This is a genomic window from Bacteroides helcogenes P 36-108 (assembly GCF_000186225.1).
In the GTDB taxonomy this organism is placed as follows: Bacteria; Bacteroidota; Bacteroidia; order Bacteroidales; family Bacteroidaceae; genus Bacteroides; species Bacteroides helcogenes.
This window is the reverse complement of the sequence record NC_014933.1, coordinates 2,174,306-2,197,684: the sequence shown is the minus strand read 5'-3', so window position 1 is coordinate 2,197,684 and position 23,379 is coordinate 2,174,306. Positions and strand designations below refer to the sequence as shown.

The window sequence follows — 23,379 nt, the reverse complement described above, 5'->3', positions numbered from 1 at the left end:
TTATTTAAAATTGATAATTAATAGTTGCTTTATAGTTACGTCCAGACATTGGATAAAAGCGGACGATTTCATAATTTTTATTACCCAAATTAAGAGCATCCAACTGGATACGCAGTTTCTGGTTATCTTTCAACATAATCTGCTTAGAGAGAGAAATTCCATGATCCACGTACGAATCAATCCTATTATCATTGCTATTATAAGTACTGCTATATCTTCTTGAAGAATACAGTATATTATATGAAACGTTCAGCCAGGGAGTAACCAGCGTACAATTTCCTGACCCTGAATGTTTCGGTGTATAGGCAATCTGATTTCTCCAAACTTTAGAATTACGATCTGTAATGTCTTCTGCCTGCATAAAATTATACGATACAGACAAGTTGGCTTTCCACTTTTCCGCCAAGTTCAAGTCCGAGGTCAGATTAACATCCATACCCACTGTTTCAACTTTACCTACATTCATCATTCTCCAGACAAACATGGTGGGAACCGCCACTATCTTGTCTTTTACAGTTCCATAATATCCATCGATGCTGAAACCTACATATTCTATCAGAGAAGACAAAGAACGGTTCCATGTGATTCCGGCATTCCATTGCTTCGTGGATTCGGGCCGTAAATTGGCATTACCAATCAACAGATAATACAAATCATTGAATGTCGGCACACGAAATATATCCTTATATGAAAACCGGAAACGCAAGTTCCCATCCCAAGGTTTCCACGACAAACTGGCGGCAGGCGACAAACGCCTAAAGCCATCCGAAGCCTCACCTGTCTTTACTCTTTCCGTAATGTAAGTATTCAGCAGGGAGGCGGTTATTACCACATTAGGTAAGGCATAATGGGCGGCCAATGACGTCAGATAACTGAACCGCTGGGGATACTGGCAATTTCTCAGAGTAGTGGACAAGTCATTATAGCTGAAATCTTGCGCTAATGAAAAAGAGAGATTGCGTATGGGGCTTGTCCATAAGGTTGCAGTCAGATATGTTTCCGTCTGGCGAAAACGGTCATCTGTAATACCGGACGCTTCATTATTGTAGTCTTTGTTCCAAGTATAATTAAACTTCCCACCCACTTTCAGCTTCCAATGATCAGAGAAACGGTTTTCATAGGCTGCTTGCGCAAAATAATTACGATCATATAACCGTTCCGCAGCATAAATATTGTCATAAACCACACCACCGGGAAGCCCTCGTTCCGAATCAAACAAATAAAGTTTCACGCTCAGATCCTGCTTAGCATTTAAACTCAGATAAGAGTTTAGTTCTGCACGCCAAGAACTTATATCGCTATTGTTGCGTTTTTCATTAATCAAAGCCGTGCCGTTCCATAATTTAAAAGGATAATTTCCATCGGCTCTCAGATAATCAACGTATGCAGACAGACTGAGCTTTCCGTTTAGACGCTGCGCATAAAGCAAAGAAGGATTGACCAATCCAAAGGAACCCGCTTTTAAATTAGTCGTCAGTTGACGTGATTTTTCGGATAGTCCGGGACGGAGTGTCTCAATATTCAAAGTACCTGCAGAAGCAAACGTTTTGGCAGATTGATATATATCATCAGATTGACCGATCGTCAAATAGAGCAAAGAAACATTGTCCAAAGAGAAACGGGATATATCAACTTGACCGGACTGACAATCGCTTATTGCCACACCGTCATAATTCACTCCCGTATGCTGTGCACCAAGACTACGCACAGAAATAGTTTTTAAGCCGCCAATCCCTCCATAATCTTTTACGCTGACTCCCGTAAAGTGCTTCACTGCTTCTGCAACTCCTTGTACACCTATTCTCTCCATCTGTTCCCTTCTCATAATCTGGATTGGAGCAGCAGTTGTCATATTGGAAATTATTTTTGGGGCACGCACAATTACTTCATCAATAGAATGTACTCTATTCGTAACTGTATCCGGAACAGCATCTTGAGCAGTAAGACAAAAGATATTCATACTACATAAGAATATGCAAGTATTCAATATTCTATATTTCATACCACAAAATACCTGTGACTATTTTAAACTATCTTACACACTGCCCGCTTTCCTCGAACGGACAATTTTTTGACTGTGTTTTGCAGGTCTTCTGACTTACTCCGGACTTTCCGCCTTCCCACCGTATAAATATCGGCAGTGGCACAGGTAGTTGGCAAATCCTTCAATATGAGTTCACAGCAGCGGGACTGTCCGGGACTTGCACCCGATTCCCTTTTCATCCTTTCCCCGAATGGAGAACACGGAACAAAACACTGGCAAATATAGGAATAATATCTAAAACAAAAATATCTTAAGCTCTGATCTCCATTATTTTTTGAATACAATTGCAGCCTTTGTGGGGATCCATGCCCAAAAGCAGGAGCCATGTCCTTCCTCTGAGGTGAAATTTATCCTTCCATCACAAACCTCAATGATGGTCTTACAGATGGAAAGTCCAAGTCCCGTGCCCTGCACAAACGGATTCAGCTTCTCAAAACGCCAGAAAACGAGATACTGTTTGTCAGTAGGAATACCTGCCCCGGCATCTTTCACATAAATGCGAATGCCGTCTCCATCCCATATATATTCCATTTTGATATACCCCTTTTGCGTGTGCTTAATGGAATTGGTCACAAAATTGGTAAGAATCTGTGCTATGCGTGACCAGTCAAGATAAATCCAGCAACTGCTGTATGGATTTTGTATGATGAACCGCACTTCCGGGCTCTACAAACGTTGCTGCAATGATACTCCTAAATAATCGAAATAACCGGCCATATCAAAATATTCGCGATGAAATGACATCGCTCCCGACTCTATGCGCGAAAGGTCAAGAATATCATTAATCAGATTCAATAGCAACTCATTGTTCGTATTGATAATCTATATTTCCTGCAGATCCTCCGTAGTTTGAAATAAACCGGAAAAACCGACAATAGCATTAAGCGGAGTACGGATTTCATGGCTCATATTAGCCAAAAACACAGATTTCATTTTGTCTGACTGTAAAGCTCGTTCTGTCTCATGCTCCAACCGATGCTGCGTGAGAATAAGGTCTGGATGTCACGCAGCAGCCCGGAGTAAGCCGTAATCTTTCCCGAATTGTTCCGTAGTGGCATTCCATTGACCATCACATATTGTGCTTCTTGGCTGCCATCTTCCAAAATAGAGAGTAACTCCCATTCCTCTGAAAAATTTTCTTCTTCTCCTGCGGACAAACGGTCAAAGGATTTATTCACACTGCCATACTTTAATGGCGGAATCCGCTTCTTCAAAAATTCATCCCTCGTCATCCGTTCTTTCAAGGCTGTGTCACTGTAATCCAATGTTATCATTTGTGTGACTATGTCATAGTCCCAAACTAAGATATTACTTTGAGAAAGCACGTAGCGCATTTTTTCGGCATACTCATTCTATATGAAAAAAATAACTCTCGCAAATAATAAACCTGATATTGCCATTTATGCTGTCATTTTTCTAACTTTGTGGCATAAACTCCAAAAATAATTGCCATGAAATATAAATTGTTAGTCCTTGACGTGGACGGAACACTACTCAACAACGCAAGGGAAGTCAGCAAACGGACATTAACCGCCATACTGAAAGTTCAACAAATGGGAGTACGCATAGTGTTGGCATCCGGTCGGCCCACATACGGATTAATCTCATTGGCCAAAACTCTTGAATTAGGCAACTACGGAGGGTTCATCATCTCCTATAACGGTTGTCAAATTATAAAAGCCCAAAACGGAGAAATCCTGTTCGAACGACGAATCAATCCTGAAATGCTGCCTTATCTGGAAATGAAAGCCCGAAAAAACGGCTGCGCCATATTCACTTATCACGATGACGAACTTATAGCGGACAATCCGGCAAATGAATATATACAAAATGAAGCGCAACTGAATAGCTTAAAAATAATCAAAGAAGAAGAGTTCTCTACCGCAATAGATTTCGCCCCTTGCAAATGCATGTTGGTAAGTGACGACAAGAAGGTACTGGCCAGTTTGGAAGAACATTGGAGAAAACGTCTGAACGGTACTCTGGATGTTTTTCGTTCTGAGCCTTATTTTCTGGAAGTAGTTCCTTGTGGAATTGATAAAGCAAACACTTTGGGAGTCTTATTGGAACATCTGAGCGTAAAACGCGAAGAAGTGATTGCCGTCGGAGATGGTGTATGCGACGTGACGATGCTCCAATTAGCGGGGTTAGGTGTAGCAATGGGACATGCCCAAAATTCAGTAAAGATCTGTGCTGACTATGTGACAACTTCCAACGAAGAAGACGGTGTCGCCCAAGCCATAGAAAAAATAATTCTGGCAGAAGTCCATGCGGGAGAAATTCCTCTTGATCTGCTGAACGAACAAGCGCGCCATGCATTGATGGGAAATTTGGGAATCCAATATACCTACGCTTCGGAGGAACGCATAGAAGCAACCATGCCCGTAGATGAACGTACCCGCCAGCCATTTGGTATCCTACATGGCGGCGCCACCCTCGCATTGGCGGAAACCGTCGCCGGACTGGGCTCCATGATTATCTGCCGTCCAGATGAGATTGTTGTAGGGATGCAAGTCAGCGGCAATCATATATCCTCTGCACATGAGGGGGATACAGTACGTGCTGTGGGAACCATTGTACACAAGGGACGCTCATCTCATGTATGGAATGTAGATGTATTTACATCAACCAATAAGTTAGTATCTTCTATACGGGTGGTGAACAGTGTCATAAAAAAAGGATAAGAAAGAAACCATTAATAAAAAAGAGGTTTCATCAGCTATACCGTTATAAAAAAAACGTTGCAGGCAATTGTGTCTGCAACGTTTTTTTATTACAATAGTTAGAAACTTACTTCACTTCCTCAAAATCAACGTGATATATCTATCAGCGACTTGCGTACACGTGTTGCAAATATAACACAAATCTGAAAATAAGCATCTATAAGCAACCACAGCTCTTGTTCACAAAAGTACGATTTTTATTCATAAATAACGAGATGTAAACGCATAAAAATCAAAAGAAAGCGATGTTTTTAACAGATTCTTCGGTTTTATCCTTACCTTTGTGTATGACATTGGGGTGTTACACCCAAACAACAATAAGGAAACTATGCAAATACATAACAATACATTGATAGCGGAATGCTCAGCTTACGATTTCAAGGAAATGCTGGAGCGTAAGAAAGTGAAGTCGTGGCTTAAATCCGTGTCGGCTTTTGCCAATACGGACGGTGGCAGTTTGTTTTATGGAGTGAATGATGACGGTGTAATTGTAGGTTTGGAGAATCCACAAGCCGATGCTGATTTTATCAGTGAAATGATAAAGGCAAGACTTGACCCTGTTCCGGAAGTTCAACTTATTCCGATAGAACACGAAGGGCATACTTTGCTTGAAATGAAAGTAAAGGCAGATCTTTGAAGATGGTGGCTGCAAACTCTGCGATACCCCATGACATGAGGACGGGCATAGGGGTAAACTGCTCTTTAATGGTCTGTGCTATTTGCATTACATACTCTTTTTCCATAACTGTGCTATTTTTAAGATGATTATTGTTTTTTTATTCGAACCATTCCGGGTTGTCCTTTTTCAGTTCGGCAACCAATTCTACGTCTTTAAGTCATAAGTTTGCCATATCGGTAAAGAAGAAAACCTCGTTGTAGATTCTTTCGGCTTCCTTGCTTGCGAAGCCTTCGTTTTCATCGTTGAAACTACCGGGCTGAAGGGCATCGAGCAAGGTAGTCGAGCCGATAAGGAGTTCTTCGCCCTCGTTGGATTCCACCACACGGCAAGGATAGTTATTGCCGCCAAATTGTACTTCTTGTGTTTTCATACGCTTGTTATTTTATTATTTTAATGGGATATGCTTTCCGTTTGTCTTGAGGTATTCCATAAGACACTTTGCTTCTTCATGTGATGCATGATTGCGGTCATCATAGCGACGTGCCTCGTCCGCCATCACAATGATGCACTCCTTAAACAACCTATAGAGGCTCTGTTGCAGTGTAGGGTGCATATCAGGTATAGCGGCTGCAAAACGCTTGGGATTGAAACTAAAACTATTCACTGCCATTTCCCATTCTTTGGCAAGTTTGTACTCTTTGCTTTCTTTGATGTTGTCCATTGTCGTGAAATTTTAATGATTTATTTTTCTTCCCTCTGTTCGGTTCTATATTCTGCCTGAACCGCTTGGGATTTACAGATGCTTTACAAGGACTGACGAATAAGCTACTTCCAACGCTTTTTTTGGAAAATTATTCTTTCGCAGAAAGGCAGAATTTTATAAAAATGCACTTCAAAGCGATGGAATCAAGCGCGGCAGTCCACCTTTGCGTCTGGAAAACCAACCGGTGAGGACAGGAATGGACCGGATAAGGAATAAGATGAAAAGATAAAAAGGAGGAAACTGATAGGTATAAATGGAATAGAAAAGGCATAATCGCGCGGATGGCGGGTTTGCCCGACAGACGCGCCGCCCGGCAACAGCTTGGAGCAGTTGTCCGTGAACATCTTCACTTTAATCTAATTAGGAACGAATAGAGGACAGATTACTCTACCCCCTATTCGTTGGTTAGTGATTATGGTTAAGCTGCAATATCTTCCTCTTGTGGCTGTTCTTCGGTCTGCATCCCTACTTCGGATTGCTGTTTGTCAGGTTGCTCCGCTTCCTGCTTTGCTTGTTCCTGCACCAAAAGAACGGCTTTTTTCTCTTCGATACGTTGATGACGCTTCTCATACACTTCATTATGTCCATTCTTGATGTCTGCCAACAGGTCAGGCATATGTTTTTGTGCGAAGTCAAGCAAGAGGGATGCAATGGCATTGTTGCCGTATGCGTTCTTGAAATTAGCAATTAGAAAATCCCTGCGGATAATCGCTTTCTGCTTGCTCGTGAGGTTGGCAATGATGTTTATCTTTTCTTCATCCGTAAGGTGGCAATAAGTTTTTTTTCTCCGATACCTACCACTTCAAAATGCTCATTGCGGAGGGATGATAGCAAAAAGAAATAAATCATCTTATCCTCGTCTTGCCCAAACTTGCACTCGGACATATCAACTTCCAAAATCCGTTTTTTGGTGTCCTCTACAGTCTTTTCAAGAACAATTTCCTTGTTACGCTTGTCTTGTTTCTCCACTTTCTCCATTGGAGAAAGTGTCTGCTCTTGATTTGTACTATTAGAGTCATAGGTGACTTTGGTCATATAACAAAGTACAATATCCTTGCTCTCAACACGGAAATAGAGAGTAATTTCACCTGCTTCACATCGGGTGCGGATTTCCTCGCATTCCTCCGTGTAATCGTTCAACTCCTGCTCGTATTCTTCGGCAGTATCGTAATCATCTTTTAGGGGTGCTTCGGGCTGTTCGGGATATGCTTTCGCATAGCAATTAAGACGTTCCACTTCGTACCCCATAGCAGTAAGGCGTTCTACTACGATTTCATTGTAGTTAGCATTTTCATGACAGAGGGGAACATCGGGACGTTCTTCCATAAGGCGCACGGCTTTCTCTGTGAGGTATGCCGCATTCATTTCAGCAAGGCAAGTACGATTGGCGCAATTTCCACAACCGCCTTCGCAGAACAGCACCATATTATTTGTATTGTGGGGACAGGACAGACAGAGGGTCTTATCAAATGCATACCGCTCCAAATCGGTGGTATATTGCCGTTCGATGTTCCGTGCGACTTCGGTAGCTTTCATCCCTCGCCAACTATGATGCAGTGCATCTTCTTTGAGGTGTTTGTCATACACATCTTTCTGAATATCTTCACCGTAACGGCAGATTTCGCTCGCTACGCTGATTGTGATTTCGTCATGCTCCAAAAGCTGTGCGATTTCGGGTATTAGGGAAACGAATTTAAGGCGTGTGCGGATATAGTTCTCGTTCTTGCCGAACTGCACTGCCAAAGACTGCACATCGTGACGACCACTATCTATGAGCTTTTGGTAAGCATTGGCTTCCTCAATCGGGGTGACATCCTTACGTTGGAGGTTTTCAGTGACAGCCATTTCTTCGGCTACCTCGTCTGAAATTTCCATAACGATAGCTGGAATTTCTTCCAATTTTGCCATTAGGGAGGCTCGGTATCGACGTTCCCAAAAATAATCTCAAAACGATTGTCTTCTATCGGGCGTACTCCAATTGGCTGTAACACACCCTGCTGACGGATGCTTTCGGAAAGCTCCACAAGACTCGTTTCGTCAAAATTCTTGCGTGGATTGTAATTGCTCGGTTGCACGTTTGCCAATGCTACCATTGTGATGTTTTTCTCTACTGATTGAATTGCTGTTGCTTCCATAATCATAAAAATTTAATTGGTTTATATTTGATTTTTTATTTTCCCTTTGTTCGGTTCTCTTTTCTGCCTGAACCGCTTGGGATTTACAGATGCTTTACAAGGACTGACGAATAAGCGATTTCCGACGCTTTTTCCGGAAAATTACTCTTTCGCAGAAAGGAAGAATTTTATAGGAAATGCACTTCAAAGCGACGGAATCAAGCGCGGTAGTCCACCTTTGCGTCTGGAAAACCAACCGGCGATGGCAGGAATGGACCGGATGAGTGGCATTAAAAGAATATAGAAAAGGAAGAATACACCGAAAGGCGGATGGTAAAACCGATGGGACTATAAAGGGATGATAAACGATACAACGGGACAAGCGGAAGGGCGTAAGACCAGACGGTGTAAAACAGGAATGGAGCTTACCAGACAAAAATCCTTTGAGCCATTTTACTAAATAAATCTGTATCAATTGCCTGTTTTACCGGAAATTTGCATTACTTTTGTAGTATCGAAACAGCCGTTTCGGAAACAGCCGTTTCGGAAACAGCAATAAAAAAGGATAAGAATATGAGATTTTTCGACAGGACAGAAGAAATAGCCTCTCTTCGCAAGATTCGCGAAATGGCCCAAGACAATGCTCAGTTTACAGTGGTAACGGGACGTCGCCGTATCGGTAAGACATCACTCGTGTGGAAGGCATACGAGGACGAACCGATTCTCTATTTTTTTGTTGCCCGGAAAGCCGAAGGCGATTTGTGTGAGGACTACCGGCTTGAGATAGAGAACAAGTTGGGTGTCCCAACCATGGGACGGGCCGAACACTTCACCGATGTGTTCGAGTTCTTGATGAAACTTTCGGCAGAACGTCCCATCACGCTCTTTATCGACGAGTTCCAGGAGTTTTTCCGTGTGAACAAATCGGTGTTCAGCGATATGCAGCGCATCTGGGACCTATACAGCCCGAAGTCCCACATCAACCTGATTGTCTGTGGTTCGATTTATTCCATGATGACAAAGATATTCAAGGATAAGAAAGAACCGTTGTATAACCGGCAGTCGCGCTTTATGACTGTGCGTCCGTTTACTCCAACTGTTCTGAAAGATATTCTTTCGGAATACAACTCCGGCTACACGGCGGAAGATCTGCTGGCCTTGTACGCTTTCACGGGCGGCGTGGCGAAGTATGTACAACTACTCGTGGATGCAGGAGCAACAACTAAAACGGCTATGCTCGACCAGATTATAAAGGCCGACTCCATATTTTTGGGGGAGGGTAAAGCGATTCTTATCGAAGAGTTCGGCAAGGATTACGGAATATATTTTTCCATACTATCGGCCATTGCACGAGGAAAAACATCCCGTTCGGAAATCGAGAATGTGGTAGGCAAGGAAATCGGCGGTTATCTTACCAAGCTGGAGAAAGAATACGAAATCATATCGAAGAAGCAACCGTTGTTCGAGAAGAGTTCCGCCAAGAATGTCCGGTATATCATCGAGGACAATTTCTTCACGTTCTGGTTCCGCTTCATCTATAAGTACAGCTATATGCTGGAGATAGAGAATTATGGGAGTGTTAAGATGATTATAGGCCGGGATTATGAAACTTTCAGCGGTCTGATGCTTGAACGTTACTTTAAGCGTGTGCTGATAGAACGGCAAGTCTATACGCGCATCGGTGGCTGGTGGGACCGCAAGGGTGAGAACGAAATAGACATAGTAGCTGAAAACGAACTGGACGATACAGCGACATTTTTCGAAGTCAAGCGCAAAGCCGAAAATATCGACATGGAAAAACTGGAAGCGAAAGCAGCCGCTTTCATGCGTGCAACGGGAGAGTTCAAAGGTTATTCCTTGTCATACAAAGGGCTGTCAATGACTGATATGTAGCAACACATATCAGCATAACGTACTAACAAAGACCACAGACTTAAAAGAACGAGAAGCGAGGAACATACCTCACTTCTCGTTTTTTTCCAAACATTATATGCACATCATCAGAAAGGCAAATCCTCCTTGTCCTCTTGCGGCATAGCTACCGATGGTACAGGTACATCGCTTGCGGCATCCGTTGGACTACCTGCTTCTGAAGTTGTTCCCTCCCGCTTTCCGGTATTGATGAACTCCAATGCGTCTGCCGTAATGGATAGTTGAATCTGGTTCTCTTTTTTTACTCCGTACCCTTATCCAAGTAGTGACGCTGTTTCCGGGTGAATAGTCATCTACCGCCATATCAAATGCGATGAATGAACCGTGTGTTCCAGTAATAACCTGGCAATCCTTGCCAATGCGACCAATTGTGTGAACGTATAACATAATAAATTCTTTTTGTGGCAGGTGGTTAGTCCTACCGTTACCTTATTTATTTTCCCTCTATTCGGCCTGTTTGCGACTTCCGGGATGATTTTTTCTGCATCCAAAGGTGGCAGGAACAATCTGGCAAGGCTGAAGAGGAAAAATACGCTCACCAGCGGAGAGGAAGATTTTTGCACTTCACTCGCAGCGGAATGCCGGTATTGACACGACTGGGACTGGCGATTACCTTTGCGGAAAAATTCAATCCACGGCAGGTTGTACGGCAGCAGAAAGCGATAAATGGAAGTATATAAAAAAGGAATAGAAAAACGCTGAAGCAGGGAATAATAAAAAAGGAGAACGGATAGCTGGACTAAGATACAAAGACTACCTTGAAACTGTGAATAGTGATATACTTATATCATTATCCGCAATTTCAAGTCTGTTCGTGTTTGTCCTTTGAAAAAACAACTTGACGCACTTTATGTAACACGCTACACAAAGCGTGTCAGATTTTTCTTGTAGCAGGCTGTCGGTCCTTATACAAAGGGATATATAGAAAAAAATTATAAAAGAACCTACAACAGCTAACGTCAAATATCCCTTGCTCTAATGATCTGATTAAACTATTAAGTCCATAATCACTTATATGTACTTTTTAGACTCTTTTGAAAGCTCTCGTGAATTTCTATGGTTATTTTGAAAGCAGTATTCTCAAGTCATTTTTATTGACACCCATGTATTTGCATATTTTAAACTCACTTATACCGTCAGATAACATTTCTTGAGCTGCTTTTCTGTTCCTTTCATACGCTTCCAGTTTGTCAAAAATGACATCTGTTAGAAAGTCTATCCATTCAAAAAAGACCTTTTCCCCTTCTTGAGTAGTAAAATCTATTGTACAAGTTTTCGCGCACCTCCTATGAAGTATCAGATAATAAATTCCGCCAATCAGATTTGCCATAATAGCTTTAATATTGATTTTCGCCGGTTTAAACAGATTGTCATAAAACGCAATCAAATTTAGATTCATAATATCCCGTGTTTCTGCTGTTCTCTTTGTCGTTTCATTGATAACCGACATTTCATAAAGCAACAACTTTTGCATTACAGTGTTATCAGACAAGCTCCTATAAAGGGGCTTGAATGTTTCCGCAAAAAACTTTTAGGTCCCAATATGTTCAGGCTGGAAACGTCAATAGCATCATTGATCTATAAATCATACTGCTTAGCAAGCCTGTCGTAAAGGTTTTCCATTGAGCCGTATCTTCTATAAAACACATTGGCTTCTATGTTTGCAGCTTTCATCAATGCACTCAAATTGACATTGCCAAAACCATATTCAGCTACAAGCTTTTCAAGTTCGGATATTACATCCTTGTCTATTTGTTCATTTGTCCTCCTATTTCGAGCTTTCTTTTCTTTCTGTTTCACTATTATATAGTATGTTATAAAAATAAATCTGCAAAAATCAGTAAAAGGGAATATTTTTATTTTAGCTTTCGATAAACTTCTTCTTTTCTGAATTGACGATAATATCCCAAGGTAGGCTGTAAGTATTTATACAGCTATTCCATTCTCTTTTATTTTGTTTTGAAATAGAGCAATTGGGACTGTTGCAAATATACATTTTTATGCTTTACAAACAATAGACAGAATATAAAAACTACGTTGCCAATAAATTTGCATTTCTATACCGGACGTATTAATTTGCTTATTTATTGCTATATTATGGGAAAAATCTCCAATTTGAAAAAAGAACACTTACTACACGAAGAAAACTTGCTGCACATCTACATCAAATCCCTGATAGTTTCCGGTTGCGATAAGAGAAGTCAATTTAAATGAGACCCTAATGATTTCATATAAAAGAAAACTTCATGTTAGATTATTCATATGAGAATTATAAGAATAAAGAAGCATTATATCAACTAATATAACTAATATGGTAGTCAACAAGAAAAGAAAAAAAATATAAAAATATTATTTTCTTTGTGGAACAGACATCAGCCTAAAGCCATGTTCCAATTTTTGATATTTTTTCTCATCATATATTTTTAAATTGATAAAAGATAATATTATCAACAATATAAGCATGGGAATAGCTATAGGTTCTGGTTTGTCATATATGCAAAGTTGAACTTGGTCATCAAATAGAGTCAACAAAATAGAAACAAAAAGCAACACATAAGAAAATTGACATACCGTAACAACTACAAAAGAACGGTCAGGAAATCCCTTTGACGGTACAGTAGTACAAATCCAATAAAATATATTATCGAAAAATGAAACTCCATTTTTTTCTTTGAAAATGTGAATCTTACAAATCGTGTAGATCCGGACGTGCTTAATGACTGGATGATAAGTCAGCGATTATTTGACTAGTTTTCCATACAGAAAAATACATAAGTCTCCAGTCGTAATTGGGAACTTATGTATTTAGTAGGTCAAATGCTGATGCCGTCCTATAAAACGACTGGAGTTATCATTGTAAGTGATAACTTCTTCAGACATCATTCATCTCCACTTTCCAATCTTATACATATTATCACGGGAGTCAAACCGCACACCGCAAAAAATGTAGTCAAATGTACGCACTGCTCTTGCCGTGTATATATCCTTGCAGTTGCATTCTTCAAGGTATCCTGCCAAACTATCCACCATAATAGCGTAACTTAACTCTGCTGTTCGATGCTTGAACCACCTGCCGTTTATTTCGACTAACACATAAGGGGCGAAAAAATCAAACGGGCTATTGCTTTCGGGGGATAAGATGCCGATGTCTATCAGTCTGACAGGATTTAATTTTTCGTCCTTTGCCTTGTCGTTGTCCTTTTCAATTTGTTCACGTAGCAAACGGAGGTAGCAATCTTTCTTCGCCCCAAAAGTATGTATCGACTTAATTCACTCACGAATCCGTTTCTCAAAGTATGCCATACCATTGGAAACAAAGAGCGTTATCCGTCCGCCTATGACAAAACCGTAATCGGTCATACCACTACTCCATTTACCCATACATTTATGGCGTACAGGCTCCCATGTCTTGCCTCCTACAAGGGCGATAAATTCATCTACTGCTGCTTTCTCTTTCCTTTTCATTGTATATAATTTTTAAAATTCAGGAATAGTTGCTTTCTCAATCAAAACGTTATAGGCATAATACTCAATCGCACCAGTCGTAACACCAATATCCCGACAAACTGTTCTGAGATAGTTTCGATACTCGTCTCCAGAAAAGTTCTTACCACATAAGTTTTTGAAAATCATCGGAATAGATATATCGTCTGTACTCGATAGTATCACTTTGCCATTCTGCCTAATTTCTGTTTTCATAATGTTATTTTTGTTTTTACTGTTACTATTTCCCTTTGTTCAACCTGTTTGCGACCACCGGGATGATTTTTTCTGCATTCAAAGGTGACAAGAGCAACCGGACAAGGCTGGGTCAGAAAAATACTCTCTCCAGCGGAGAGGAAGATTTTACGGCTCACTCACGGCGGAATGCCGGCATTGGCAAGGTTGGGACTGGCGATTACCTTTGCGGAAAAATAAGTCCACGAGGGGTCGCGAAGAAGAAGAGTAAAGAGGAATACTAAAAAAGGGAGGGAAAGACATAAGGAGGATGAAGCCTCCGAAGATATAAACGTACAGCATACCAACTAAACTGGCACATAGGTAAAACTGGTCAATACATCAGAACCAGTAGTGTACTTTGATATCACGCTATAGCTGACAAAACAGCCTTTACATGAATGGCAAAGGAGTTACCGCTACGGCTTGGAATATGCGAAAACAAGATGTCTGTTATACGATTGAGCTGCCATAGAGATTTATATAACTTTTAGCCCATCTGCTGTAGCCTTACAATAAGTATAAAACGTACCACGAGCCTTTTTTTGATAATTACAGTAATAAGATGCTCCGTGCCGGTGCTTTTTTTATATACTAATAGAAGCAGGAACGGCAGAATTTGTAGTTGACTGTCATTGCTATAGGAAAGAGGGATATGCTTCTTGCCGCTCCAAGGATGTCGGTAGAGTTAGTGAAAAAAAGTTCTGACCTCAGTTCATGTGGGCTATGCATGGAACCCTTTTTTAGACTCCCTTTCCGCAGGGAAGTATGTATACAAGCGGCTTTATAACAGCAGTTATACGACATTCGCCTTACGGTTGGATGATGATGCCGGACATATACGTAAGACACTGGAACTGACATACCACTACCTCACTTCTGACCATTCTGCGGAAATGCCCCGTTCTTTAGGAAACTTCCTGTTATTGCAAATAACAGAAATCTTCCATATCCGGAACCTACATTCTCCGGTCAGGTCAGCCGTGCCGATACGATATTCCGTCTTTTTAGAAAGTTACTGGCTGAAGATTATGATTTTTACGGTTCTGACCGTAAAGGAGATTGCGGAAAAATTAGGATTTTCGGACCAGTCATCTTTCGGAAAATTCTTCAAGAAGGAGTCAGGGACATCTCCCACAAACTTTCGTGACGGATATAAAAAGATTCCACAACTTATAAAAAAGGTTGCAATATAAATGCTATATAGAGTGCGACTAATCCACACAATATAGATAATACAAGTAAGGAGACGAATGCTGCCACGGACAGGTATGAGTTGTAAAAGGGCCTGTCGCTATACAGACTGATATGACCGGAAGTCGTTTCCGGGGAGCTTCCGCCCAGCTATATCAATATTATATGCAAGCAAAAAGACATGTATATCAGTACTGAAATTATTTATCTTGCAATAATACATAATTATAAAAAATAACCAAAAAGATAAAAAAAAGAATCGAAAAGATAATTATCTAAAATGTATTACGCTTTAACTTTGTCCTTCGAAAAATAACTTTATATTAAAATAACATGTACTTGAAATTTAGATTTTGCAGACATCTTTTAAAAGCATTATTGTGTTGTTTTTTTGGGGGAATCATATTCCTGTCCTCCTGTGATGACAGGTTTGAAGATTCTTCTTATGATAGATTATATTTCACAGCCTATGTGGATACTTTGGCATCCGGCGCACAAAGTCGTGGAGGTTTAGTTTCAGACAGCCTTTCCCATATAGTTACCGCACTTGAGGACGGGATGGAAAAAACTTTATATCTGCATACCGAATACACGGATGGCATTCCTTCCTTTCCTTTTGACGGTGAGACAGAGAATCTCGCTTCTACGCGTGGGATCCGTAGAAGTAGCAACACCATGTACGACAGTTTCGGCGTCTCCGCCTACTCGTACACCGATTCCTGGAGTGAAAGTAAAACTCCCAACTACTTCTACAATGCCACTGCCAGCAAGTCCGGCAGTAACTATACCCTTTCCTCCACTTATTATTGGCCCGGTGCTTCATACAAGATGAAGTTCTTCGCCTACGCTCCGAAAGACAACGGGAATTATGTCCTTTCGGCCAACACACAGGCTGGTTCTCCTACCATCAGCGTCACTATCCCGGACAATGTCGATGACCAAAAGGATCTTCTCGTAGCAAAGACAGATGAAGTGGATGGCAATACCAACACGGCCGTGCCACTTACTTTCAGTCATGCCCTTACCGCCATCAGATTCGTGTGCGGTGATGACATGCAGGGAGGCACAGTGAAAAGTATCAGTTTGAAAAATGTATATTCCAAGGGGACTTACAACATGGAAACAGAGTCATGGAGTTCAGTGAATACACCTGCCACTTTCTCCCAGACTTTGAATAAATCCACTGCAGGAACCGCAAATGATCCTCTTGTTACGGAAAATCAGACTTTTATGATGGTTCCGCAGACTCTTCCTGACGGTGCACAGCTTGAAGTCGTATTTACTGACAATGCCAACACCGATCACACTCTGAGTGCTGATATCAGAGGCCAAGCATGGCCTATGGGAAAGACTGTCACTTATAAAATTTCCAACAGCTCTATCAACTGGACCTACACGCTTACCGTTTCCCAGCCGGCCGACTTTACTTATACCGGCAGTACACAACAATACAATGTTACCAGCTACCGAGAGAACACTAAAGGCATTAAGGAAGCTGTCCGATGGACCACACTGTATTCCACAGATAACGGGGCATCTTGGACAGACATCCAGCCAGATTGGTTGACTGCTTTCACGGTATCAGGAAGTGGTGGAGAAGTTACACATTCATATAATGCGACTGTCGGTCCACAGATCGGTATTGACAATAGTTCCCATACAACTGCTTTACAGAATACTCCAACCAAAGGTAGTGTAAATATCCCGTATAACCTTGCCAACCAAACTAATGGTGATTCAGATAATGAAAATACTGCCAACTGTTATGTTGTCAATGCTCCGGGATACTATTCTTTCCCTTTGGTATATGGAAATGCCATCAAAAATAGTATAGCCAATGCTTCTGCATATACCTCTACTGCTTCAGGAACCAACATACTGAGTCCTTTCATCAATCATACTGGAAATGGTATCACTGATCCCTATATAAACAAGAATGCTAATTGCACTCCTTCTAAAGCCGAGCTGGTATGGCAGGACGCACAGAATTTAGTTACCGACGTTAAATACAACAGTACAGGTAACGGCAATATATCCTTCAAGGTAGACAAAAGTACGATCCGACAGGGTAATGCTGTCATCTCCATTAAGGACGCAAGTGATGAAGTGCTTTGGTCTTGGCATATCTGGGTTACCGATGAGGACATAAGCCAGACTATTGCCGTGACTAATCACCAAAAGGTACAATATAATTTAATGTCTGTCAATCTCGGCTGGTGTGATGGCAGTAACACGATTTATGCTGAACGAAGTTGCAAGGTAAAATTCACTGCTGGAAAAATAAGTCAAATAATAATCATCAGACAAGCTTCGAATTCAATCACTACGGGTGGTAACCACCCTTTCTATCAATGGGGGCGTAAAGATCCTTTCTTACCTTCGAACGGATTAAGCGACACCAACAAAACTTGGTACGGCAAAGACGGTAGCTCCGTAACTGTCAACCCTACACAAGAGAACTTTTCTGACGGTGTTAATTGTATTAAGAATTATATTCTTCATCCCAATGTGATGCAGAATCAATGGCAAGGAGATAATCGCTATTACAATCTATGGAGTGCTGATAATACCACAATCTCCCCCAATGACAATCTTGTCAAGAAAACCATTTATGATCCCTGTCCCGTTGGCTTCAAACTTCCTGCCAGTAATGCTTTCACGGGATTCACTATCACAGGAGTAAGTGTATCTACTGGTTCTCAAATAAATGGTGCTTGGAATAATTCTAAAAAAGGTTGGAATTTTTACACTGATTCCTCAAAAGGCCAAACCATCTTCTTTCCGGCATCTGGGTGGCGTAATTATTCAGGTGGTGGGATGAGTGGTTGGGGTGGCTATGGCTGCTGTTGGTCTGCACTTCCGGTCTATCCGGTTTACGGTCAGCATTTGTACTTTAACTGGTCGAATGTGAATCCGCTGAGCGACTATAATCGACCATACGGCTTTGGGGTGCGTCCTTCCCGAGACTTATAGTGGAGCATAGCTCTTTGTTTTGCAGGGATTTTCTGGAAAGTCCTGCCTATGTCTCTGTGAAGATCAAGCTTTTGAAGGCGATAAACAGGATTTAAAGTTAATCTATGGCGATGAGAATATTTTAATGAAAATATAAACATAAACAGAAATCTATCACCTTTTGCTCTTCATGGTCGGATGTCCAGTATCCCAAGTCTCTCTTACCTGAATGTTCTTATACATTCCGTTACCGTTTTTAAGGAGCTAACAAAGGATACACTATGTCTGAAATAGAAGATACAGAGGTGATATATTTTCCTAATAGGCAGAAAAGTGGAAGATTTTCATTCCAACACATGCTACCCGTATAAATAAAGTGGTGTATGTATGGTTGTTTGGAAATTTCCGCTTGCTTCCGGTTCTTGGAAGCTCCCTGATTCTTCCGGATGTTACAGTCTGTAAGTGGAAAATTAAAAACTGGAATTGCGGTCGTAGATCAAAATATGGAGACATACCTGCCAGATATTGCTTAACGCAGTGAGTGGAGGTGGATAGTGACAGGATGTTTGGAGGATTGTATTGTTTTAATGTAACATAAATATGAGCTGTTTGAACACTGATTCATCCAATGAAAAAGCCGGTATGTGGCATATGGAACCGCCAGCAGTTTTTATGCCAGTCTATAAATGTATTGTGGAGGAAATGGCCGGACTAATAGATAATGAACAAGTGCGGAAAGTCTTTTATTCTTTCATGATGGGAGAAAGATAGATGTAGTTTCCGAAAGAACTGGCATAGCGACCAAGAAACTGACATATATGTATAAAAAGGGGGTGCGCCAAGTCCTCTCAGAATGGAAATCCACTTCAGAATGGAAGCGGGAGCTATATGTTATGCAGATTAAATGTCGTAATTACGAATCACTCCTGAAGTAGCCCCAAATGTTGCCCGAATGGGATTTTAACAGTATCGTGACAGTTCTCAGTCAGCAGTGTATTCCACTTGAATATGCTGATTTGCTGGCCACTCCTTTGGGAAAGCTGGAGCTAAATTTCCGATCCCTGCATGCACTCAGAAAATATAATATTTATTCTTTGGAGGATCTCTTGCGCTTTATAAAAGTGAACGGATTGATTCTTTGTATAAAATCCCCGGAATTGGAAACAGAACCATAGAACATATATATGCCAGGCTGGAGGAAAAGGATATTCTTCTGAATAAGAATACTTGCCCGTTATTTCCTTACCTTCTGGTATGAATATTTCTCTATAGTAAATATTTTCCATAAGATACTATTGATTTTCAGGTTTCCTTACTTTGTTCTTTGATTTCCCGAACTTATTTCGTATACTGTGTAAACGGAGAATGACGTGAGGTAAGCCCATGACTGTTTTAATATGTATTTTTGAATAGTAAAAGGGATTTCTTTGTTCGCTCTGAGTCCTCAAAAAAGAAAGACATAGACTTTTACTTTTCACGCAAAATTCATAGCTATGTGCTCACCGTAAGTCAGCAATGTGGCATCCTTGGCTTTTACCACATTCCTAATTCTTCTTAATGAAAAATACTATTAAGTATCTTTCATTAAGTAATATGAATCCAATACCTTCTTTCGAGGAATAGCGATGGGGCAAGAACATGGGACTCAGAGTTAAACAAAGGTCTGAAGCGCCCAATCTAGGGTTAGGGATGCATGAGATACGTGCTTACATGTAGAGAATACTCCATTATGCGTGGACTAAATTCCATACGGTCCGACCTTTCACTCTTACTGAAACGCAGAAATAATATGCTCTGATTCACAGACAATAGTCGGATATGAACCTCAAATTGTCCGGAAGCATTTTGGGGGACAAGATATTTTATTATATGCATTTTCATAAAATGATTAATATATTGAAAACCGCTTCAAAGACACGTAACTTTCGTGAGTATTTTATTTTTTGAAAAGTCAAAGTTGTTCGAAGCAAATGGAAAATGCAGTTAGATTCAACTTCTCAGTATAGCTTTTTACCGATATGACAGATTGTCTCTAATTATTTTATACTGGTCACTTATTTTTTACTGTTTTTAATATAATTGTAATTTATGACGTTTGATATTGCTTCTGTAAATCAACAATATCCAGGCACTTAATCCTAATTCCTGCACTTTTGCCAACTTTGGTGGAATAGAGACCTGAATATTTGTTTTCTATTTGAAGTTTTATACACTTGTCAAATAATATAGTTATCATAGGATGGGAACAAGCATTGCCCACATAAAGACATATACAGAAAACGTCCGTGTGTCCCTATACTCCAGAGGAATTATTTTGTATAGTATATTAACCTATACTCTATTCTTCTTTCACAAGTTTCATCCGGATTTATCCCGTTTTTTAAAGAAAGGGGTATGATGAACCGGAACAGGCAGAATATTGTTATTTATTTGTATTATATTAAGGAATAATTATTTTTATAAAGACAAATAAGACGCATACTATCAGAATAAGAGGAGATATGCTTTGATTCGTTTGGCAAGGAAACAAGCTTTGCTGTCATAGGTATGCAGGATAAATTGTTATAAGGATTATTGGAGAAAAAGAGGATTTTCAAATCTCTTCATTCGAAGTAAGAGTATGCCATAAGGGCTGATAATTTGCCACTGTAAAGCTTCCGATAAATTTGGAGTTGTATAGGGACACAGTGTAGTTGTTCCTTGTGGTGGCTTAAGACTGATGGTTTATTGTCTGCAATATAACTATGACAAAATAAAAATAAACGTTAACAAAGCGTTAAAGGATATCAGAAAACGATCAGATACAAAAAACATTGAAGAGAAGCTCAATGAAAACTCTGTTCCGAAAGTATGCCGCCCCAGATGCTGGTATTATTTTATAACTAAATTTAGAGAATGGCAACAGTAAAGACAGTATTGGTAAAAGGTCGGTGTAACAGTCGTGGCGCTTTTCCGTTGGTCGTGCAAGTTCTTCACAGGAGGAAGAAAAAGGTCGTTTATACTGGATACAGCATTGAGCCGAGCTTGTTCGATTCCCTGAACGGCCGGGTGCTTGCTGGCGGCGCATATACGCAGGAGACTGTCCGGCGGATGAACCGTGTATGCAGGAAAATCAGTAAGGCGTTGGACAAGGCCATAGATATATTAGAAAGAAGAGGAGTTGAATACGGGATGTGTGACATATATAGGATGTATGAAACCATGACCGGCGAGAAGGGATTCTACAGTTTCTTTAAGGAAAGAATCCTCGTGCTTTCCGAAACCGGACACGAAGGGACGGCAAAAGCCTACGAGGCGACTCTGAATTCGATGCAGAAGCATCTGTGCGGGTCCGATTTTCCGTTCGCCCGTCTTTCTCCCCTCCTTGTAATCAAGTATCGGGACAGTCTTTTGGAAGCCGGAATCAGCAAGAATACTGTTGGCTTTTATCTGCACAATATGAAGACTGTGTATAGAAGAGGATGTGTCGAGTTGAATCTGTCACTTCCTTCGCCGTTTCGCAATATCAGAATAAGGACGGAAAAAACTGCCAAGCGGGGCATACCGATCAAGCTGGTGAGAACTCTTGCCCGTCTGCCGCTTCCACTCGGAACCCCTGAATGCCTGGCCAGAGATGTCTTCATGTTCAGTATCTATACTCGGGGAATGTCGTTCGTGGATATTGCACTGCTGAAAAAGGAAAATGTTTTTCAACAGGAAATCCGTTACAAGCGGCATAAGACCAGGCAATTTCTGGAAATCGGGATAAACCGTCAGATACAGAGTCTGTTGGAAAGGTACGGGAATACTCCCGGAGAGTATCTGTTCCCCCTTCTTGAAGGGATGGAAGACCCTTATTCAAGCTATAAGAAAGCTTATGGTAAGATAAGGTACGCACTAAAAAAGGTTGCGAGGAGGGTTGGACTGGAGGGGGCTTTGCGCCTGCATGCCGCGCGCCATTGCTGGGCCACAATGGCGCTTGACAACGGTACACCGATCCATACCATCAGCGAGTGTTTGGGACATTCTTCCGAAAAGGTGACCAAAATTTACCTGAAAGAACTTGACCGGTCTGTACTTGATGAAGTGAATGACCATATAGCTGATAATATTTGCTAAACAAATTGTCCATAACGGTTGTTTTATTACAAACTTAAGACTGTTTTGAATATACTTTCTTTCATTCTCTATGACAGAGAGTGAAAAAGCCTTTTCCACCCTAAGTTTAACCATATGAAAAGACAATAAATTCACCCTCTTAATTCGGCTGCAAAAATACCAAAGAACAAATTAATTTTAATTATCAATTACTGCTTTTTTTTTATCTTTTTAAGTCAATCCACCTTCTCCTCCGGCTTTTTCATATCTTTATTCTTGTTTCTCAGAAGTTTCCTCCACTCTCCGGGAGTATATCCCAAATTCTTTTTGCAGTATCTACAGAATTGAGGCTGTGAAGAAAAATTCAGTTCCATAGCTATGATTCCTATGGGTATATTTTCGTCTGCCAATTTATATTTGATCATGCCGTTTATCTGTTTCTGCAGCCAGCTACCTGCAGGCTCCCTGAATTCTTTCAGGAATCTTCTTTGGAAGGAGGAAAGCGAGCTGCCACATAAACCTGCCAATTCTTTTATGGTTCTGGCTTTCTTATAATTGTTAAAAACCTTTTTTTTGAAGTCATTGTCTTTTCCTAATATGGGATAGAAAAAAGAAACTTGCTCCATTTTTGTATAATAAAACCGTATGTTCCAGAATAATTCTCTAAGTTTTATTTCATGAAAATGGACACATCCGGCTCCATCTTCCAAATATCCGGTCAAAAGTTCAAGAAACAATTTCATGCTTTGTCTGATTTCCAGCGGACGCATCCCATCTCCAGCCTTGGAGGCCAGATCATACAACTGCGAGAATGAAATCTTCTCACACCCCTGTATCGTATTGTCAAACTGCGCAATGATTACGCTGCTTCTCACTAACGAATGTATCTTGCATACACTTCCCCTGCTGAAGCAGCCCATGTTGCCGGAAGTGAGACTAACAGCTTTCCCATTGCAAAAGATCTCCAGCTCGCCTTCCAGAATGAAGAAGATGCAGTCAGCTTCATTGGTTTCTTCATTTAATTCCCCGGCCTGGAATTGATGGTATAAAAATCCTTCCCGAACACAACTTATGTAATTATAACAGGTTGTGTGTTCTTTCAGATACAATATTCCCATAGTTTCTGTAATTATATAAAATATATTAAGGTTATATCACTGTATATCTGCAAATTCATGATCATAAATGTGTTTTTATAAAACAATTTCTGCAAGGATAGGCCGTATGAGAGCCTTTATATTCCT

At 40.7% G+C, this 23,379-nt stretch carries 11 protein-coding genes, 7 pseudogenes and 1 riboswitch; of the genes and pseudogenes, 6 read left to right on the top strand and 12 right to left on the bottom strand.

Annotation, left to right across the window (positions count from 1 at the left end; translation table 11 throughout):
* Nucleotides 1-4: 4 nt before the first annotated feature.
* The 3 genes and pseudogenes from BACHE_RS08745 to BACHE_RS16645 all read right to left on the bottom strand — a co-directional run bounded on the left by BACHE_RS08745 (nt 5) and on the right by BACHE_RS16645 (nt 3,318).
* Nucleotides 5-2,002 carry a TonB-dependent receptor plug domain-containing protein gene (locus BACHE_RS08745; RefSeq protein ID WP_013547335.1) on the bottom strand — a complete coding sequence of 666 codons (1,998 nt, stop codon included), beginning with the start codon at nt 2,000-2,002 and terminating at the stop codon, nt 5-7.
* Between the two features lie 64 nt (nt 2,003-2,066).
* Nucleotides 2,067-2,269, bottom strand: a riboswitch (cobalamin riboswitch).
* Nucleotides 2,270-2,311: 42 nt separating this feature from the next.
* A pseudogene (locus BACHE_RS18065) lies at nt 2,312-3,001 on the bottom strand (sensor histidine kinase); the annotation flags it as partial.
* Nucleotides 2,974-3,318: a hypothetical protein gene (locus tag BACHE_RS16645; protein WP_148229827.1), complete on the bottom strand. Its 345-nt coding sequence runs from the start codon at nt 3,316-3,318 to the stop codon at nt 2,974-2,976. The gene BACHE_RS16645 and the pseudogene BACHE_RS18065, both read right to left, overlap by 28 nt.
* 177 nt (nt 3,319-3,495) lie before the next feature.
* Here BACHE_RS16645 and BACHE_RS08735 point away from each other — a divergent pair, with 177 nt between their 5' ends.
* Together BACHE_RS08735 and BACHE_RS08730 are read left to right on the top strand one after the other, a co-directional pair.
* On the top strand, nt 3,496-4,728 hold the full coding sequence (locus BACHE_RS08735) for a Cof-type HAD-IIB family hydrolase (RefSeq protein ID WP_013547333.1): 1,233 nt from the start codon (nt 3,496-3,498) through the stop codon (nt 4,726-4,728).
* A 367-nt stretch (nt 4,729-5,095) separates the two neighbouring features.
* Nucleotides 5,096-5,395: pseudogene (locus BACHE_RS08730) on the top strand (AlbA family DNA-binding domain-containing protein); the annotation flags it as partial.
* Nucleotides 5,396-5,603: 208 nt separating this feature from the next.
* Here BACHE_RS08730 and BACHE_RS08725 read toward each other — a convergent pair.
* From BACHE_RS08725 to BACHE_RS08715, 3 genes and pseudogenes are all read right to left on the bottom strand, one after another.
* Nucleotides 5,604-5,816, bottom strand: a complete 213-nt coding sequence (locus BACHE_RS08725; RefSeq protein WP_049778922.1) for a hypothetical protein — start codon at nt 5,814-5,816, stop codon at nt 5,604-5,606.
* Nucleotides 5,817-5,831: 15 nt separating this feature from the next.
* The gene (locus BACHE_RS08720) at nt 5,832-6,107 is read right to left on the bottom strand and encodes a hypothetical protein (protein WP_013547332.1); all 276 of its coding nucleotides are present in this window, start codon (nt 6,105-6,107) and stop codon (nt 5,832-5,834) included.
* A gap of 460 nt (nt 6,108-6,567) precedes the next feature.
* Nucleotides 6,568-8,284, bottom strand: a pseudogene (locus BACHE_RS08715) (ParB/RepB/Spo0J family partition protein).
* Nucleotides 8,285-8,836: 552 nt separating this feature from the next.
* On the opposite strand from BACHE_RS08715, the gene BACHE_RS08705 reads away from it, so the two are divergent.
* Nucleotides 8,837-10,156, top strand: a complete 1,320-nt coding sequence (locus tag BACHE_RS08705; RefSeq protein ID WP_013547331.1) for an ATP-binding protein — start codon at nt 8,837-8,839, stop codon at nt 10,154-10,156.
* 107 nt (nt 10,157-10,263) lie between these two features.
* Here the strand turns inward: BACHE_RS08705 and BACHE_RS16995 are convergent.
* The 5 genes and pseudogenes from BACHE_RS16995 to BACHE_RS08685 all read right to left on the bottom strand — a co-directional run bounded on the left by BACHE_RS16995 (nt 10,264) and on the right by BACHE_RS08685 (nt 13,894).
* Nucleotides 10,264-10,582, bottom strand: a pseudogene (locus BACHE_RS16995) (single stranded DNA-binding domain-containing protein).
* A gap of 673 nt (nt 10,583-11,255) precedes the next feature.
* Nucleotides 11,256-11,995, bottom strand: a pseudogene (locus BACHE_RS08700) (TetR/AcrR family transcriptional regulator).
* Between the two features lie 444 nt (nt 11,996-12,439).
* Nucleotides 12,440-12,898: pseudogene (locus BACHE_RS17985) on the bottom strand (hypothetical protein).
* A gap of 180 nt (nt 12,899-13,078) precedes the next feature.
* Nucleotides 13,079-13,660: pseudogene (locus BACHE_RS08690) on the bottom strand (hypothetical protein).
* A 12-nt stretch (nt 13,661-13,672) separates the two neighbouring features.
* Nucleotides 13,673-13,894: a DUF7688 family protein gene (locus tag BACHE_RS08685; protein ID WP_013547330.1), complete on the bottom strand. Its 222-nt coding sequence runs from the start codon at nt 13,892-13,894 to the stop codon at nt 13,673-13,675.
* A gap of 737 nt (nt 13,895-14,631) precedes the next feature.
* Between BACHE_RS08685 and BACHE_RS17765 the strand changes: the two genes are divergently transcribed.
* The 3 genes from BACHE_RS17765 (at nt 14,632) to BACHE_RS08660 (ending at nt 22,156) form a co-directional block, all read left to right on the top strand.
* Complete coding sequence (locus BACHE_RS17765) at nt 14,632-15,108, top strand: helix-turn-helix domain-containing protein (protein ID WP_049778921.1); 477 nt, start codon at nt 14,632-14,634, stop codon at nt 15,106-15,108.
* 331 nt (nt 15,109-15,439) lie between these two features.
* On the top strand, nt 15,440-18,079 hold the full coding sequence (locus BACHE_RS08670) for a fimbrillin family protein (protein ID WP_013547329.1): 2,640 nt from the start codon (nt 15,440-15,442) through the stop codon (nt 18,077-18,079).
* A gap of 2,874 nt (nt 18,080-20,953) precedes the next feature.
* Nucleotides 20,954-22,156, top strand: coding sequence for a site-specific integrase (locus BACHE_RS08660; RefSeq protein ID WP_013547326.1), 1,203 nt, complete (start codon nt 20,954-20,956; stop codon nt 22,154-22,156).
* 215 nt (nt 22,157-22,371) lie between these two features.
* Here the strand turns inward: BACHE_RS08660 and BACHE_RS08655 are convergent, their stop codons facing one another.
* Nucleotides 22,372-23,253: a helix-turn-helix domain-containing protein gene (locus tag BACHE_RS08655; protein WP_013547325.1), complete on the bottom strand. Its 882-nt coding sequence runs from the start codon at nt 23,251-23,253 to the stop codon at nt 22,372-22,374.
* Between the last annotated feature and the right edge of the window lie 126 nt (nt 23,254-23,379).